Here is a 16,889-nt window from a genome sequence, read left to right as displayed (position 1 = left end):
ACTATCTTTTTAAGATAAAGAGACGAGACCGAATAAGGTTGAACCCAGCCCAACTCACAAGCCCTGCAGCAACAGGGAATGCATATGTCAAAAACGTTTCACCTAATTTGTGATCTAATGTCAGCCCAATTACAGCCCCCAACGGCGTGCTGATTCCTGCGGCAAGTACCGCTACGATTATAGCCAGAGCAGATCGAGAAAACACAGCAAAACACAATACAAGCGTTATTAAACCTTCAGGTATTTCGTGAAGTATCAATCCAATAGCGGTAAGCGTTCCGCCGCCATGATCATGATCGAGTGAAGCTACATAAACCATTCCATCGAGAAAAGAGTGCAAACCTATAGCAACGATTGGAGTAATCAAATGTGCATTGACCTTACCAACATTTGCGTGACCAACTTTATCAAGAATCGCTCCAACACTACAGCCAATGAGAACTAGGATGATGGATACGATATTTGCTGAAAGCGCTTCGGGTAATAAATGCGTAATAGCGATAATTGAAAGAAGTATACCACCAGCAAATGCTGCATAGTCTCCGAATTTTTCAGCCAATTTTCTATTTGATGCCGCAAGCCCAATTCCGAGGCAGGAAAAAAACATCGCTAATAAAGCGAAACCAAATGCAATAGGAATTCCGATCGCGTCTTCTAATAGGTGTATAAACGCGGTCAAAGCGGTCTCCAGAAATCATGCCTCCACACTTTTAACAATAAAGGTGTGGTATAACGCGTCACCCTCATAAACTAGGCTTTGCGAAAGAGGATGTTATATAATAACGTTGTTATGATAGAGCAATATAAATTGCACCCCTAACCCAAATATATAATTCGCCCCAGTTTAGGTTAAAAAGACATGACAGATACATCTTTTGCAATAGAGGTGAAAAACCTTCGTTTTCAATGGAAGTCAGACCAACCTATATTAGACATTCCCAGCCTAGTTCTAACACGGGGGTCACACACCTTTTTAAAAGGTTCTAGCGGCTCGGGTAAATCAACACTTTTAAGTATTCTCGCTGGCATTATCAAACCAGATCAAGGCGAAGTCTTTATCCAAGGGGCTGACTTTCTCTCGTTATCTCCATCCAAGAAAGACCAGTTTCGCTCTGAACACATGGGCATCATTTTTCAAATGTTTAATTTGCTGCCTTTTTTGAGTGTATCTGACAACATTTGCCTTCCATGCAGGTTCTCATCTGCTCGCAAACAAAAGGCCATCCAGAAATTTGGAAGTCTTGAAGAGGAAGGAAAACACCTTCTAAGCGCTTTGGGAATGGCACCTTCAAACGTCTGGGATCGTGCGGTAGGTGAACTATCTGTTGGTCAACAACAGCGTGTTGCAGCAGCAAGAGCCCTAATTGGCGCGCCCGACCTTATTATAGCGGATGAACCAACTTCTGCGCTTGATACAGACAATAGAGATAGCTTTATCAACCTTCTCTCACAACAAGCTAAAGAGCATGACACAACACTCCTTTTTGTAAGTCATGACGAAAATCTAGCAGGTCATTTCGATAAAATAATACACCTAGAAGAGATAAACCAAATTCAAAAACTGGGCGTGGAAGCATGATAACGACAATATTCAATCTCGCATGGAAAAGCATATCCGCTCGAAAGACCACAGCAATGCTGACCATTTTGGCAGTCGCTTTAAGTGTGGCCCTTTTCCTTGGTGTGGAAAAAACGAGGCACGCTGCTCGCACTAGCTTTGAAAGCACTATTTCTGGCGTTGATGCTATTGTGGGTGGGCGAACAGGGCCGATAAATTTGCTTCTATTTTCTGTATTTCGTATAGGCGATGCAACAAGCCCCATGTCATGGGAATCATATGAAGCTATCTCACGTCGTCCTGATGTTGCTTGGGCCATACCAATATCTCTTGGCGACAGCCACAAAGGGTTTCGAGTTCTTGGCACGTCACCTGCTTATTTTGAACATTATCAATATGGCAGCAAACAAAACTTAACTGTCAAAAAAGGACACACTTTCGACCCTCACGCGCTGGAAGTCGTACTTGGATCAAAGGTGGCTCAGAAACTAGGATATGATCTAGGAACAGAACTCACTTTATCTCATGGTGTCGGGGATGTGTCTTTCCATGAACATGACAAACAAAAATTCAAAGTCGTAGGTATTCTCGCGCCAACAGGCACGCCTGTGGACCAAACCGTTCATGTGAGTTTGGAAGCCATTGAGAGAATACACGACACCTCACCCGTCAAACTTGGTGAACACGCTCATGAAGATGAGCATGAAGAACACCATGAGAAAGCAGATGATCATCACCACGAACACGAGCATGAGCATGAGCATGAGCATGAGCATGAACACGAGCACCTTGAACCAACTTCTATCAATGCTGCCTTTGTAGGACTAAAATCTCGTGGAGCCGTTTTACGTTTCAACCGAGAGGTCAACACCTACCCTAGAGAAGCACTGCTTTCTATTATGCCAGGAATGACTCTTTCGTCTTTATGGTCAGTCATTGGGTCTGCTGAAAACGCTCTTAAAGCTATCTCTGTATTTGTCATTTTTGTTGGATTGGCGACCATTCTCATCTCCATATTTACGACACTGAATGAACGTCGCCGAGAGATGGCCATTCTGCGGTCTGTTGGCGCAAGACCACTTCACATTTTCAGCCTCATTATTGCAGAATCAGCACTCTTAGCTTTCGCTGGTGCCGTCATAGGAGTTGTAGTCACTCATATATTGCTCGCTGTTCTCGCGCCTTGGGTAAGCAATCAATATGGATTAGAATTAAAAGACTTAGGGTTTAGCAGTTTTGAGATCGTTACTATTTTAACCGTGACGCTATTCTCTGCACTAATGTCTCTCTGGCCGGCAGCGCGCGCCTTGAAATCAGCACTTTCTGATGGCTTATCTATACGTGTCTAAAACTTACCTCCCCAAAAGGTCTCAAATATGTCCTTGAAACATACTCTTATCCTCTCCGCTTTGCTTTGCTGTGCACCTTCTATTTCAGTTGCACAAACAACGTCGGAAAAAACATATGTCGTCCCGTCTCAAACGGACATTGATCCTTTAGCTTATGTGTTGCCTGAAGATAAGAATGAAACTTTTGAAATTGGCTGGTCTGACCTGCTACCACCCGGAGAAGAGGAAAGAATTGCAGCCCAAATGCAATCGCAAATGCAATCTTTGTTTGATGTGTCAGAAGGAGGCGAAGGAGACGTCGCTATTCAATTTGGAACACACAATACAGTAAAGGTTCTAGATGGACATAAAATCCGAATCCCTGGCTACACAGTCCCTTTTGAGTTCGCCAAAAATGCAGAGATTAAAGAATTTTTGCTCGTGCCATATTACGGAGCATGTTTGCATGCGCCGCCGCCACCTCCCAATCAGACACTCTACGTAACCACAGATAAGCCAATCAAACTCAAAGACCTGCAGCAAGCTGTATGGATTGAGGGGTATGTCGAAATAGTGAGCACAACAACGGATTTAGCCGAAGCAGCATACACTATCAAATTAACGGATATTGAAGTTTACGATAACTGATTTTGTACGAAGGCGAAAAAAATTCTCTAAACCAGTGAATTAATTGAATTTCAGACTTGCAGTCTCCTAGCAAAACCCGCTAGGAGAGTATCCTTGACTAAGGAGAGGTGGCCGAGTGGTCGAAGGCGCTCCCCTGCTAAGGGAGTATACCAGCGATGGTATCGAGGGTTCGAATCCCTTCCTCTCCTCCAGGTCAATGTAAGATAGACATCTCCCTTAAAAACAAGATGGTACAGAAGCACTAAGGGTCAATGCAGGACGCTTTTGATCCAAAATGTAGGACACGTCCTACATTTAGAACTCATCTAATGTTTTTGAGTGACCAGTGAGCGCATCCAATATTCGCTATTTCAGTCAAAATTACTTCTTTATCTATTCTCTATGAAGCGTACATATTCTTGAGCAGCTTTATATCCGGCGAATACACAAGAACGCTGTTAGTCCGGCCCCTGACGCTAATGAAGCTATTAGATCTAGCTGTCCCTCCAGCAGCAAAGCTGCCACAAGGCCGCTAAGACTAATGATAAATAGAATTACTGGAAACAGAAAAACCCTTAATAGGCTTATGCGCACACTTGTACGCCTTGATGCTTTACTCATGTTTTGATTTCAGCCCAACTATCATCACTGCCTGCCTCAGTTAACTTTCGTGAGGCAGAAGAGTTTCGTTTCTTTAACCAAAGAAACAGGCCCGAAATTAGAACAAAGATAGTTATAAGATCCAATACAAACCAAATCATCTTTAGGAGTAATCCCCCATAATCACCAAAGTGCAACGGGCGCGATAAAGACAAGGCTTTCATATACCAAGGCATCTGACGCAACCCGACAACCTCGCCCGAGCCTGCATCAATGAGGACCGGAGTTATAATGTTTTCCGTCAGCGGAGAATTACCATGCAAGAAGACAGTGTAATGAGCAGCAGTAGAATAGTCGCCGCCTGGAAAAGCAACAAATTGCAGGACCATATCAGGAGCTAACTTTACTGTTTCAGCAACAGCTGCATCTAGAGAAGCCCGTTCGCTGATAGGGGGCACCTCAGAATTCTCAGAAATTAAATCTGATAGCTCACTTGTACGCCATGCATCTATTATGGGTTGCTCTAACGTATTTATCACCCCCGTTAGTCCCACAACCAAAACCCAAGCAACAGTCACCACACCAAATAGATTATGATAATCGAGCCACTTTAAACGTGTGGACTGACCTGTTCGTACTGATGCAAAATCCAATTTACGCATAAAGGGAGCATATAGAACCACACCTGAAATTACAGCGACACAAAAAAGAAATCCCATTAATCCAAGGGACAGCATACCAGGTAAGCCCAGAAACATGTCTGTGTGCAGCTGGAGGATGAACTCCATAACATTATCCCCCTTTGCGGCAGGAGGAACGATATTTCCGCTTGTTAAGTCAAAGGACTCAAAGTGCATCGCACTCCCAGCAGCATCGACTGTTGGACCCGTGGTTACGTTAACGACAGGACGTTCTATGTCGAAGCTTACATATATTGGCGTTTCATTTGGTCGATTGGCCAAAGCAATGCTTATTACATCATCTAAACTAATGTACTCGGCTTCTGGATTGGCGGGTTGCCAGCTTTCAGGATTGAGTAAGTCATCAATTTCATCATGAAAGATCAGGGGTAATCCCGTTATGCACAGCATTAACAAAAATAATGTGCATACTAGGCTGGTCCATTTGTGAACCGCACTCCATGCCTTGATTGTCCCTGATCTCATTGTCCCACCCTAAAGCCCTAAAAGTCCAATGATGCCGATAGACTATAGGTCCGTGGATTGGCCAATATTAGATAATTTGCACCTGGAAACCCACCTGTTGAGGCCCAATAGCTTTCATCCATTACATTCTCAACGCGTGCTCGCAGAGTGATCTGCTTACTCGCCCAATCCAATGTATATCTTGTGCCTAAATCCAATCGAGTCCAGCTATCCAATTCCATCGTATTTGCAGCATTCGTATACTGACTTCCAGTATAAACCACACGCCCATCAATAGTTAGGCCTGTAACCCCAGCAACATCCCATTCGGCATTAAGGTTGGTTTGGAATTCAGGAATACCTATCGGTGTATTTCCTTCGTTCACTTCACCTTGGGTGCGCGCTAATTCGGAGTTGAGGTAAGTAGCGCCTCCTAAAAGCCGCATCCCGTCAATCGGCTCACCAAACAGACTGAGCTCTATACCCGTATTTTCTTGCTCGCCGGATGCTGAAAAGACCTGATCAATCACAACGGAATTGGGACGAGAAAGTTGAAACAATGATGCAGTCGCACCAAATTGACCACCATCATATTTAGCACCAATCTCCATTTGCTTTCCGGTGAACGGTTCCAACACCTCGCCTACATTCAAGATGGGTAAGTTACCGCTAGTTGCTGGGGCAATCTCGCCCGGCTGCAAACTTTCAGCGTAATTCCCATACATGGAGAGTTGCGAATTCAGTTTGTAAACGATCCCGATTGCTGGAGATGTTTTGTCATCTTTATAGTTTGATTGACGAACACCAGTATTGTAATTGAAAGTTGATGTTTCAATACGCTGATGGCGCAGCCCAATCGTTATCAATAACTGGTCATCTATAAATCCCAACGTGTCAGCCACAGCAAACGACAAATTGGATGTCTCTTCTGTTTTCAGAGGTGCATTTAATTCACCGCCTGTGAAAAAATCTGCGAGCGGAGCATCTACATCGACAGGATTGTACAAGTTCGTCGAAAACGGCGTCGAAAAGCTAGAAAAAGCATAGGCATTTTTCGACTCCAAAGAAACGTGTGAAGCGGACATGACGACACGGTGACTGACTGCCCCTGTATCAAATCGACCAGATATACCGGTGTCGAACGAAGCAACATCATCTTCACGAGAATTGTCAAACCGGTATGCCGTAAGAGAGCCATCAGCTGCTGCACTAGGGTTTGCTAGAACATTGCTCTCCTCTCCAGTTCTTACTCCTCCGCCTAACCATACAGTGACCGCATTATTTAGATCATACTCACCACGCGCTGTAAGAAATGTTTGTTGTTCTTCTGAGTAAGTCCAAGGTTGAGCAAAATTCACATTTGCATCAGGCTCTTCTGGGATCGCTGCAAGCGGTCGTACTTGTGGGCGTGGCGCATCTAAACGATTGTCCTGATATCCAAGATCGACAGAAAAACGAAATTTATCACCAGCATAATCAGTGCCAAGTGAGAATGCTTGAAGCGAACGATCTTGGTTTTCGATGGCAGTTTCACCATCGCGTACAACGCCATTGAAACGAACGCCCCAATCACCACTTTCGCCAAAGCGTTCACCGATATCTAACGCTCCATATAGCTGACTCGCATTTTCTATACCTGCTGAGATACGCTTTATTCCGCCTGCTGGGGCGCGTTTTGGGACTAGGTTAATCGCACCTCCGACACCACTTCCTCCCGGTGCTGCACCATTTACAAATGCATTCGCACCGCGCAGAACTTCCACGCGTTCTATAAACTCCGCAGCAACAAACTGGCGAGGTAAGACACCAAAAACGCCGTTAAGTGTTATGTCATCGGAATAAACTGGAAAACCGCGCAGCATATAAACCTCTTGGAAATTCCCAAAGCCTTTGGCTACCCGAACATTCGGGTCATTCTGCAGGACATCACCAATACTTTCTGACTGCTGGTTCAACGACAATTCGGATGTGTAAGCTGTTCCAGAAAATGGCGAGTCTAGAAAATCCAAATTACCTAGCAAACCCGTTCTACCACCACGCGCCACCTGACCGCCTGCAAACTTGCTGGTCAATTCTACTTGCGAACCGATCACTACGACTGTGTCGAGCTGACGCTCTCCATCTGAAGCAGCAACCTCCTCTTGCCCCAAAGCTAAGGGGCTTACAGTACAAAAAAGCACGCAAGCAGTAACAGCAGCCGGACGAAGGGATAACATAAAAACACCTTTATGAGAATGATTATCAATATTATCTGGAGGCTTTACAGCTATCTCTGCACTCTGTCAAACGAAGACGAAATTGCTCTACTGAGGGCTTCCTAAAAGCACCAATTTCACTAGTTACTGTTTTCACGCATTGATGTTGTAAGAGCTAGTCTGCCGTTGGTCATAACGAACTTTATGTGCAGCAAACTGTCTGCAATTGCTCAGTTTCACCCCTTTGATCAGCGGAGACGAAATTAAGCTAGACACTGCTGAAAGCTTGTAGAGTTTTCCAGACAAAAAGTTCCATTCAATATAGAAACTAAAAAGTGAGACAACTTTCTCAACTTTCCACGCGCCGACGCTTCTTTTATCTATTTAGGCGGAAACAATTTTGTACAGAAAAGCGCTAGTTTACACAACTTAGCTGCATTTTACGATGACATTTTTCAATGGGAACTTTATCTTCATGCGCGGACGCCATTCCCGAAAAGGAATGGCGCGAGTGACGGGGTTCGAACCCGCGACCTCCGCCGTGACAGGGCGGCACTCTAACCAGCTGAGCTACACCCGCGCATCGCCAAACTTTGATTAATCATTGTTTGGAGCGCTGTGTGTAGTCTAGTGTACATACGATCGTCAAGCACTAATCTTACGGAAAATGCAACTTTTCGAATTTTTATTTCAGCTATTACGGCAAGAGGTCGCGCCGCCCACTGGAATCACCATTTTCCACCCCTCAGGAGAGCTCATACGAATAGATGCTTTAGATATTTGTGAACCACCTTCAACGGATTCAGCTTCGTTTATCGTCACCCTCAGCTCAACACCTTCAATCGGGGCAGTATAAACCTGTTCAGTGTAATGAAGATCCAATACATCTCCAGATACATCCGACCTGATTAACGTGGTCTCCGATCCATTCAGCACAATTTTAGCTGTACCTTTTCCCGCTTCACCAAAAAATACAAACCGTGGCTCAGGTCGAGAAGCAAACAAAAACAACCCGCAATCACCGAGCTCCAATTTCTGCGCATTCAATTCACCTAACTCATAGGGCAAACCTGTTTCATCCGTCACAGCGACGACTTTAGGCTCTTCTACAGGTGCTGACTCTATTGGCGTTGATGCACACCCAGCTACGCATGTAAGCGCCACCAAGGAAATAAATTTCAATAAATTTACAAACAAAATACATGCCCTTCATACGTGGAACAAAATTCTTTTTAAGATGCTGGAGCTGAGGCCTGCGCAATTGCAGTCTTGGAATAAAGATAAGCGCCCTGCTCTGGCTGAGCTACAAATCCAAAACTTATCAATGCATTAGACAGTCGAACATCTTGCGTTTTGACATGAGATTCTACGTCATAACTCAAATCGCTACGAAATAGACCTCGAGCTTGAAGCTGATCAATTCCGCTTTTATTCTTCATATCAACAAGAAAATGCTCACCCTCACACAAGATAGAACCATCCATCTCTGGACCATCCCACCCCCAAGACCGCCCTACAGCAGACAGTATATCTGAAGTCAGATGACCAGAAGCATCTAAGCATTGTCCTTCAGCATTCGTCTTTAAATGACGAATTGATAGATTTAACTTTGACGGGGAACGCCGTAACTGCATGTCCAAATGCTTCACAGCGTTTAATTGTATATTCCCCAAAACATCTCTCACAGTAATGGATTTATCTAACCCAAACGCCATGAGGCCTTTGCCTGATCCAACAGCACCTGCAAACTCAAATGCTAACTCAGGTTTTAGCTTCAGAATACTCAACGGTTTTAAGGATATGTTGAGTTGACCAATGGCTTCTCCGGCAATGTGCACATCACTTAAACCACCATCCCAAACAGTGCCCACGACACGATCATAATAAACCCCTTTAGATTTCAGAGCGCTAAGATCAACGACAAACTTCAGAGGCAAATATGCAATAATTGCCCCTATAAACAATGCGATAAACAGTAACCCTACAGATATGAACCGCATTTAATTGCCTCCTCGACTGACGAAGACATTTGCATTTACCGTCACCGTATCTTTATTGGCACGAATGGATGCTTTGCTTACCGCAATTCCGTGATTAACTTCTAAATCTGTCAACCAAGCATATAATGCTCTTGGGTCTATTTGCTCTATCCAGAGCGTTAAGTCTCCGTTCTCAGTGGGTTCGATCCGGTTTATTTCAATACCAAATACTGCAGAACTATCCGTCACGACGCCCTGTATAGGACCGTTGGATTTGGCATTTGTTTGACGCGGGGAATTTTCAAACGCCCGCAAAGTTTGAACGACTTCTGTATGCGTAGCAGCTTGCGCATTATAGCGTCGAGACGCTTGATCTCTAAACTTTGAGGACGGCATATAGACAAACTGAAATAAAATCACTGCCAGAGTTAACATGCCGCATAGGCATATTAATAATTGCTCTCGTGGGTCGCGCGTATTCCACCAATTCTTCAAATTCATAATGTCACCGTGATTTCACCAGCGCGCGAATTACCCACTTGCCTTGAACCACCTTCACGTACAGATCCGCCAAGTGCTTCAATTGTTTCCTTAAATTGCGTCAACTCTTCGTAATTTGCATACATTATGCTTGCTTGAATTTCTTTGCGTCGCGCGTCATAGCGTAATGAATCCAAAGATATGCCCTCAACCTCCTGCACCCCTACTGATAACAGGCCGGATAGCTGGAGGAAGTCGGATGCTTGCCCTGTGCCAGCAGTCAGAGTCTTAAGTTGTGCCCGCGCGTTCACAATGCGCTTCACGCCTGGAAACACCCGTCGCACCTCATTTGTTACAGAAGTACTCAAGACTCGAGTCTCAGATTTAAACGTAAGACCTTCGGCAATATTATAGCCCGTAGCAATCAACACACTCACCATTGCCAAAACAAGTGGCATTTTCCATTGCTTAAATGTATTAGAGCTACTTGAAGATTTAACGACATATCTCCCCTGCATTAATGTGAATTTTTCATTCACCACTTGGGCAGCCAATATGTCTAAACTATCGCTCGTGTCGTGTGCGATTTCACTAAGTTCTATTGTATTTGATTGTCCAGCATAATCCCACTTTTCGGCCGCTGATTGAACAATCTTTTCAATCAATCCACCATCTACATCAGGATCAAAACTCGCCCCCCAATCTTGATATCGATAGAGGCTTCTATTGTTTAGTAACAGGCAGGTGACGTGTTCGCTATTTTTGGGAAGACAAAAATAATCAGGCAATATTTTAAATGGAACCAAACCAACTTCTTGCAAGGCATTTTGCCAAATGGTCATGTAATCGTGTGATACAACGGCCAATGTATAATGACGCGTCTCATATGCATGATACCCAATTGAAACATGCTGACCGTCAATATCCGCCGCAATATCATCTTCAATTACGAAGGGCGCAATTGCACGTAATTGGGCGTCATTTTTGGCATTCAATACTGCCCTAAAGGCGGAAACATTCTGTCCGGGTAAGACAAGAACAAACCGGTCGTGTTTTATGTCTGCCAAGTCTTGCAATGATGCAAACCCACGGGTGAGAATATCCCCCTTGTCAGACAGTAAGCGCCAATCGCACCCGTCTGCTGGACTTTCTATTGCGATTGCGACAAGCCAATTTGCCATCAGAAATTCCCATATCTGCGAGAGATGTTCGTGATGTCTCCGCTATTTGTAATTTGTAAAGTCGAATGCAGACTAATCACAGTCTGGTAATAGCTTATCTGTGCGATCACATCAAAATACTCAGACTTGAGACCAAATAAGTGCTTATCTTCATCTTCTATTTTATCATTCTCAAATACTGACAAGGCCCACATATCATCTACATTCTGAAACCCTGTCACAGGACGTTCGCCTAAAATAGCGTTGACTGTCGTATCGCTAAAACTAGGTCCTAAATAAGTGAGAAACAGCGGCAAATCTTCCAGCGTCAGCGTATTTATGTTTAAAGGTGACAACTTCATATTCGGACGTGCACAAAGCCAAGGTGCCATTTTGTCAACCATCTCGGGAGTGAACCCTTTTATAACTTTCAACTCGCTGACATCGGCTAATAGAGTGGCGCTCGTTCGATAAGGTGGTTGTTGAATTGAATAATCTGGATCTTCTGCACCGCCATATTCAGGTGTATTATTTGTATCAATCCAATCAGCTATACTATTGGCCAAACCCACAGACTCACCAAGAGAGACGCCCGTATACTCAAATAATCGTGCAAGACGTTTTATATTCTCACCATCCGCAACGATTACCCTCTCACCTTCTCCCAACCTAACCACAGCGTTTAAGTTAAAGCAGTTGGAACCATCTTCGACTTTTCCTTTGATTGACCCACCATCAATGGGAAACAAAAGAGGAGTACGTGTCCATTCATCTAACGCAGGATAGCGTTTTTCTTCGCCTTGTGGAGACAATTTTCGCGCTGCATTAATGGTTGCAATTGCAAGCTGCTCCGCCCCCAACGCATACAATCTTGCTTGCTCTCGCTGTGCCATATTCCCCGACAATTTCATGGAGAAACGCAAACTTTCAATCACGCTTAGCGCGGTGACAGACATAACAGAAACTATCAATAAGGCGGTAATCAATGCTGCGCCATGCTCTGCATCTTTGCTTTTTCTTGATGCTTTATTTCTGTCAAAGATTTTATGGATTATCGCTTGGAACATCATCAATGCCCCGCAGGAGTTGCAAAAAGCAATTGAACTGGACCATAGCGTTTTGAGTCCAGAGTCAAAGAAACTGCGGGCGGCGCTGCAATACCTTGCAAGTCAGATGAATTAAAACCCTGCCAACTATTGCCCCAGCCTGTTCCGTCAAAAAATGCGACCTTTACGGATGAAAGATCTGACATAAGGACACGATCATGGATTGGAGTCTCACTCACAGCGTCAACCCGCGCACGTGTTCGACGGATAAAATTACCTTGCTCAAACCTATATTGAACGTGCTGAAGCGTTGAAGCAGCATTGCTCAAACCAGGCATTTCATTTCCATTACGGACGAAAGTAAGCAACTCAACATTGTCCAGATCAACGCCTCCCTCAAATACTGCTTCAGAAGAAAAGCCAAATTCATCACGTGCAAGCCGTGTTGTGACTTGAGCTAGATCACTCTTCAATATGGAGCGCGTTTGTTCTAAGGCTTGGACTTCACCCAGCACATTCTCCAACGTATTTTTAGTGGAAAGAGTATTGTCCAACATGATGAGCCCCATCACAGACAAAATGCCCATAATGAAAGTTGCGACCATTACCTCAACCAATGTGAACCCAGCTTCGCTACGCATTACGAGGTCTTCCCCTTGAATGCGGTGAGTGACACATTTACAGATTGCTCACCTTCAAAGCCTTCATCATAGACCCACGCTTCTATTTTCACTTGCTGAATAAGTGGATTAGGGGTGGTAGAAATTGTCTTTCGCCATTCCCAATCACGTCCACCCACGACTGTGCGTCCCGTCGAAACACCAACTTCTAATGGGGTGCGTTGCACCAATGTGAGCGTCATTTCATTGTCAGCTACAATTGTCGCGAGCATCCGCTCTTCAATGGCGCGAGCACCATGAGTATTTTCAGATGATACGTGAATTAAGCCGAGTGCGGCGATCGCAAAAACACTTAGAGCTGCCAACACTTCTATTAGTGTAAAACCGGCCTCATCGCATGGATTAAATTCTACACCCCTCATCGGTTTACACCACCATTAACGGAGGTGGTTATAAGCTTCCCGCTGGTATTGAGTGCGTAAGAAATATCATAGGCAATGGATGACATACGCACAATTGCCGGCGTCGCCTCTCCCGTCGGAAAAAAAATGATAGGCGGTTCGGGTTTAATCTTTTTATCTTCAAGGTTTTTACGTTGTGTCTCTATGCCCAACAAAGACACGCTTACCTTGATTTCTTGCGTTGTGAGGCTTTTCTCTACAAAACGCGATGATGCATTCAGCGCAATCCATTCGCCTTTATGAAAACGTTCAAATAAATTCTGCCCATCAATATGCGTCCAACTCACAGCCTCACCTGAAGCAATTGCTTCACGCGAGAGTGAATTTATTGCTTTGGCGAGATTAGCTGCCTGTTCTTGTCCATCATCCATGCCTTTGGGCATGGACATGACGACCACACTGGACATCAGACCAATAATAAAAACCACAACGAGCAATTCAATTAGCGTGAAACCATTCTCATGCGCATGGGTTGGAGATGGATTTAGTTTGTCCAATTTCCAATATCCGCATCCAGCTCTTCACCACCTAATTGTCCATCCGCACCGAAGGAATAAATATCCACGACGCCATGCTCACCTGGATAGACGTATTGATAATCATTACCCCATGGGTCCAATGGAAGACGTTTAATAAACCCACCAGCAGGATAAAGCTCGGGACGCGACAAATCTTCTGGCGCAGTTACAAGAGCTTCTAACCCCTGCTCAGTTGTCGGGTAGTCAATTAACTGCAAGCGATAACGGTCAAGACTGCTTTCCAATGTTGCAATATCTACACTCGCCTTTTTAACGCGAGACGTATCCACATTTCCCATCACATTTACTAGCACCACAGTTGCGAGCAATCCCATGATGAAAACTACAACCATCAGCTCAACGAGCGTGAAACCTGCCTCTTCTGAGGTGGCGTTCTCTATCGAATTATTCATTTTACCGTTCGTGTGTGCGTCATGTGTCATCTTATCACCATTTCTTTTTCTCTACGCCGACTAGATTAAAGCACCGGAATTTAATTGTAATATCGGGAGCATAATCGCCAAAATAATCAGCATAACCAGCCCCCCCATAATCACCGTTATTATCGGTTCGAGCAGACCCAATGCGACGCTGGAAGTTTTCTCAAATTCACGTTCAAGATATTCCGCCCCTTTATCGAACATCACCCCTAATTGACCACTTGCTTCTCCGCCTGCAGCCATGTGAGTCACTAAAGGAGGAAACGCCCCCGTTCGCGCCATAGATGCACTCAATGAGCCACCTTCGCGTACATCTTCTATTACTTTTTCCACTGCATCACGCAAAACCAAATTAGGGGTGGTTTCGCGTGCAGCTCGTAGACAATCCAGCACCGGTGCTCCTGAAGAAGCCAGCGTAGCAAAAGTGCGTGCAAACCTAGCTGCTGTAACGCTACGAACAACTTCACCAATGATAGGTAGATTTAAACTAATTTTATCCAGCCGACGCTTCACACGCTCGACTTTGGACACATTGCTCAAAACGATAAAGCCAACAGCCAGCCCCCCGATGATAAACACTCCATAGCTTTGCAAAAAGCCAGAGATATTGACCATAATTTGAGTAAGCAGTGGTAAGGTTTGGCCCATCGTATCAAATTGTTCGACCACACGCGGAACAACAAAAACCAACAAAGCGACGACAACCATCAAAGCGACAACTGCAAGGACAGCAGGATAGATCATCGCGGCGACCACCTTCCCGCGCATATCTTCGCTTTTCTCTTGGTAGTCTGCCAAACGCGACATCACGGAGTCCAATGCGCCGGCACCTTCACCCGCTGCAATAATGGATGTGTATAGAGAGTTAAAAGCGAGACGTTGCCCAGACATTGCGTCTGAAAGAGTTTGTCCTTCAACCACATTTGCGCGAACATCCGCTAAAACTGTACGCACATTGTTTTTCTTTGATGTCTCACCCACAGCCGCCAATGCTTCTTCCACAGGTGTACCTGACGTTATCAGCATAGCTAATTGGCGTGTCAGAAGAACATTATCCTTAGAGGACAATTTTAGCTGGCGAGTTTTCTTGTCGATCTTTCCTTTAGATGCATCCACCTTTAGCGGCGTCAGTCCTTGCTTGCGCAATTCACGACGTGCAGACTTCAGGGAGTCTGCCGAGACAACCCCTTTGGATTTTTTACCTTGCGCATCTAGCGCTTGATATTCAAACGCTGCCATCAGAATCTCTCGATTGTCTTACAACGCGGAGCACTTCTTCAGAAGTCGTCAATCCATGACGCACATGCTGCGCACCGCACCCTTGCAAGGTGTCGGAGTTTGAAAACGCATATGCTTCTATATCTTGCTCACGCGCATTATCATGCACCATGCTACGCAAAGTCGGGTCCATAACGATGATCTCATAGATCCCCAAACGCCCTTCATAACCAAGTTGATTACAGTGTTCACAGCCTTTCGCATGGTAGAATGGACCCGTTTCTGTTGCTGGTAAGTTGAGTAGTTTCAACTCATTCGCATCGGGTGTGTAAGCGACTTTACAATGGCTACATAAGCGCCGCACGAGTCGTTGCGCGACGACTGCCGTCAAAGTAGATGACAGCAAAAAGGGTTCAACTCCCATGTCACGTAGACGGGTGACGGCAGCAGCCGCTGAGTTCGTGTGAACGGTAGAGAGCACCAAATGCCCTGTTAAACTCGCTTGAACGGCAATTTGAGCAGTTTCACCATCACGGATCTCACCGATCATAACAATGTCCGGGTCTTGACGCAAAATAGCACGCAACCCTGCCGCGAACGTCATACCAACTTTCGTGTTCACTTGAGTCTGCCCGACGCCATCAAGGCCATATTCTATCGGGTCTTCTACGGTAAGGATGTTGCGAGACTGGTCATTTAATAGCGTCAATGCAGCATATAGAGATGTTGTTTTACCCGATCCCGTTGGCCCTGTGACAAGCACAATACCATTGGGCTCCTTAAGGACATTTTTCAATGTACTCAGCACCTTAGGTGGCATTCCAAGTTCATCAAGATCTAGTCTTGCCGACTCTTTATCTAGCAAACGCATAACAACACGCTCACCATAACGCGCTGGTAAGGTCGAGACACGCACATCAATCGGACGCCCACCCAAACTCAATGATACACGACCATCTTGGGGCACACGTTTTTCAGCGATGTCCAACCGAGCCATTACCTTGATGCGCGATACAAGCAGCGGTGCCACGCGGCGCGACGGTGTTAGAACCTCACGCATAACGCCATCTACACGCAAACGCACTGATAAACGGTCCTCAAAAGGCTCTATATGTATATCCGAGGCCTTGGTGCGAACCGCTTCTGCTATCAACCCGTTTATGAGACGTATGACGGGTGCATCGTCAGAGGTGTCCAATAGGTCGGCGTTCTCATTCAAGCCGGCTGCAAGACTATCTAAGTCTCCGCGCTCATCCAACGCATCATCAATATCTGATGAATCGAACCCATCACCAGAATAGACTTCTGATAAATGTCTATCAAATTTAACACGGTCGAGCAGCACAGTTACTAAATGGCAATTAGCAATTCTACGCGCTTCCACTGCCGCCATAGGGTCAGCTCCCACAAGCATCCCCAAGCACATAGATTCGCCTTCTGGAAAAAGAACAACACCTTTTTCTTTTGCAAAACTATAGCTTAAACGTTGCTGTGAAACTTTACTCACTCAAACC

The 16,889-nt window shown here is 45.1% G+C and carries 17 protein-coding genes and 2 tRNA genes; 4 read left to right on the top strand and 15 right to left on the bottom strand.

Going from position 1 to position 16,889, the window contains the following annotated elements:
* Position 1: 1 nt before the first annotated feature.
* Positions 2-679, bottom strand: a complete 678-nt coding sequence (locus ACFQS8_RS01960; protein ID WP_382165199.1) for a ZIP family metal transporter — start codon at positions 677-679, stop codon at positions 2-4.
* 180 nt (positions 680-859) lie between these two features.
* On the opposite strand from ACFQS8_RS01960, the gene ACFQS8_RS01955 reads away from it, so the two are divergent.
* From ACFQS8_RS01955 to ACFQS8_RS01940, 4 genes are all read left to right on the top strand, one after another.
* On the top strand, positions 860-1,579 hold the full coding sequence (locus ACFQS8_RS01955) for an ABC transporter ATP-binding protein (protein ID WP_382165197.1): 720 nt from the start codon (positions 860-862) through the stop codon (positions 1,577-1,579).
* Positions 1,579-2,907 carry an ABC transporter permease gene (locus ACFQS8_RS01950; RefSeq protein ID WP_382166570.1) on the top strand — a complete coding sequence of 443 codons (1,329 nt, stop codon included), beginning with the start codon at positions 1,579-1,581 and terminating at the stop codon, positions 2,905-2,907. Before ACFQS8_RS01955 ends, ACFQS8_RS01950 begins: the two co-directional genes overlap by 1 nt.
* Positions 2,908-2,934: 27 nt before the next feature.
* Positions 2,935-3,534, top strand: a complete 600-nt coding sequence (locus ACFQS8_RS01945) for a DUF3299 domain-containing protein (RefSeq protein WP_382165195.1) — start codon at positions 2,935-2,937, stop codon at positions 3,532-3,534.
* A gap of 101 nt (positions 3,535-3,635) precedes the next feature.
* Positions 3,636-3,725, top strand: a tRNA-Ser gene (locus ACFQS8_RS01940).
* 405 nt (positions 3,726-4,130) lie between these two features.
* Here ACFQS8_RS01940 and ACFQS8_RS01935 read toward each other — a convergent pair.
* The 14 genes from ACFQS8_RS01935 to gspE form a co-directional block, all read right to left on the bottom strand.
* On the bottom strand, positions 4,131-5,279 hold the full coding sequence (locus tag ACFQS8_RS01935) for a PepSY-associated TM helix domain-containing protein (protein WP_382165193.1): 1,149 nt from the start codon (positions 5,277-5,279) through the stop codon (positions 4,131-4,133).
* A 17-nt stretch (positions 5,280-5,296) separates the two neighbouring features.
* Entirely contained in the window at positions 5,297-7,474 is a 2,178-nt protein-coding gene (locus ACFQS8_RS01930) for a TonB-dependent receptor (RefSeq protein WP_382165192.1), read from the bottom strand.
* A 482-nt stretch (positions 7,475-7,956) separates the two neighbouring features.
* Positions 7,957-8,033, bottom strand: a tRNA-Asp gene (locus ACFQS8_RS01925).
* A 110-nt stretch (positions 8,034-8,143) separates the two neighbouring features.
* On the bottom strand, positions 8,144-8,650 hold the full coding sequence (locus tag ACFQS8_RS01920) for a hypothetical protein (RefSeq protein ID WP_382165190.1): 507 nt from the start codon (positions 8,648-8,650) through the stop codon (positions 8,144-8,146).
* 35 nt (positions 8,651-8,685) lie between these two features.
* Entirely contained in the window at positions 8,686-9,453 is a 768-nt protein-coding gene (gene gspN, locus ACFQS8_RS01915; RefSeq protein WP_382165188.1) for a type II secretion system protein N, read from the bottom strand.
* Positions 9,454-9,933, bottom strand: coding sequence for a type II secretion system protein GspM (gene gspM, locus ACFQS8_RS01910; protein WP_382165186.1), 480 nt, complete (start codon positions 9,931-9,933; stop codon positions 9,454-9,456).
* Complete coding sequence (gene gspL / locus ACFQS8_RS01905; RefSeq protein ID WP_382165184.1) at positions 9,930-11,093, bottom strand: type II secretion system protein GspL; 1,164 nt, start codon at positions 11,091-11,093, stop codon at positions 9,930-9,932. The genes gspM and gspL overlap by 4 nt, the downstream gene beginning before the upstream one ends.
* Positions 11,093-12,142, bottom strand: coding sequence for a type II secretion system minor pseudopilin GspK (gspK, locus tag ACFQS8_RS01900; protein ID WP_382165182.1), 1,050 nt, complete (start codon positions 12,140-12,142; stop codon positions 11,093-11,095). The genes gspL and gspK overlap by 1 nt, the downstream gene beginning before the upstream one ends.
* Entirely contained in the window at positions 12,142-12,759 is a 618-nt protein-coding gene (gene gspJ, locus ACFQS8_RS01895; protein ID WP_382165180.1) for a type II secretion system minor pseudopilin GspJ, read from the bottom strand. Before gspJ ends, gspK begins: the two co-directional genes overlap by 1 nt.
* On the bottom strand, positions 12,759-13,160 hold the full coding sequence (gene gspI / locus ACFQS8_RS01890) for a type II secretion system minor pseudopilin GspI (RefSeq protein WP_382165178.1): 402 nt from the start codon (positions 13,158-13,160) through the stop codon (positions 12,759-12,761). The genes gspJ and gspI overlap by 1 nt, the downstream gene beginning before the upstream one ends.
* A complete protein-coding gene (locus ACFQS8_RS01885) occupies positions 13,157-13,696 on the bottom strand; it encodes a GspH/FimT family pseudopilin (protein WP_382165176.1) in 540 nt (179 codons plus the stop codon). The genes gspI and ACFQS8_RS01885 overlap by 4 nt, the downstream gene beginning before the upstream one ends.
* Entirely contained in the window at positions 13,684-14,130 is a 447-nt protein-coding gene (gene gspG, locus ACFQS8_RS01880; RefSeq protein ID WP_382166569.1) for a type II secretion system major pseudopilin GspG, read from the bottom strand. The genes ACFQS8_RS01885 and gspG overlap by 13 nt, the downstream gene beginning before the upstream one ends.
* 60 nt (positions 14,131-14,190) lie before the next feature.
* Positions 14,191-15,396, bottom strand: a complete 1,206-nt coding sequence (gene gspF / locus ACFQS8_RS01875) for a type II secretion system inner membrane protein GspF (protein ID WP_382165175.1) — start codon at positions 15,394-15,396, stop codon at positions 14,191-14,193.
* On the bottom strand, positions 15,383-16,882 hold the full coding sequence (gene gspE / locus ACFQS8_RS01870) for a type II secretion system ATPase GspE (RefSeq protein ID WP_382165174.1): 1,500 nt from the start codon (positions 16,880-16,882) through the stop codon (positions 15,383-15,385). Before gspE ends, gspF begins: the two co-directional genes overlap by 14 nt.
* Between the last annotated feature and the right edge of the window lie 7 nt (positions 16,883-16,889).

Origin of the sequence: Hirschia litorea, assembly GCF_042665075.1 — a bacterium.
Classification (GTDB): domain Bacteria; phylum Pseudomonadota; class Alphaproteobacteria; order Caulobacterales; family Hyphomonadaceae; genus Hirschia; species Hirschia litorea.
The sequence above is the reverse complement of the archived record's forward strand: the minus strand, read 5'-3'. Positions and strand labels throughout refer to the sequence as shown.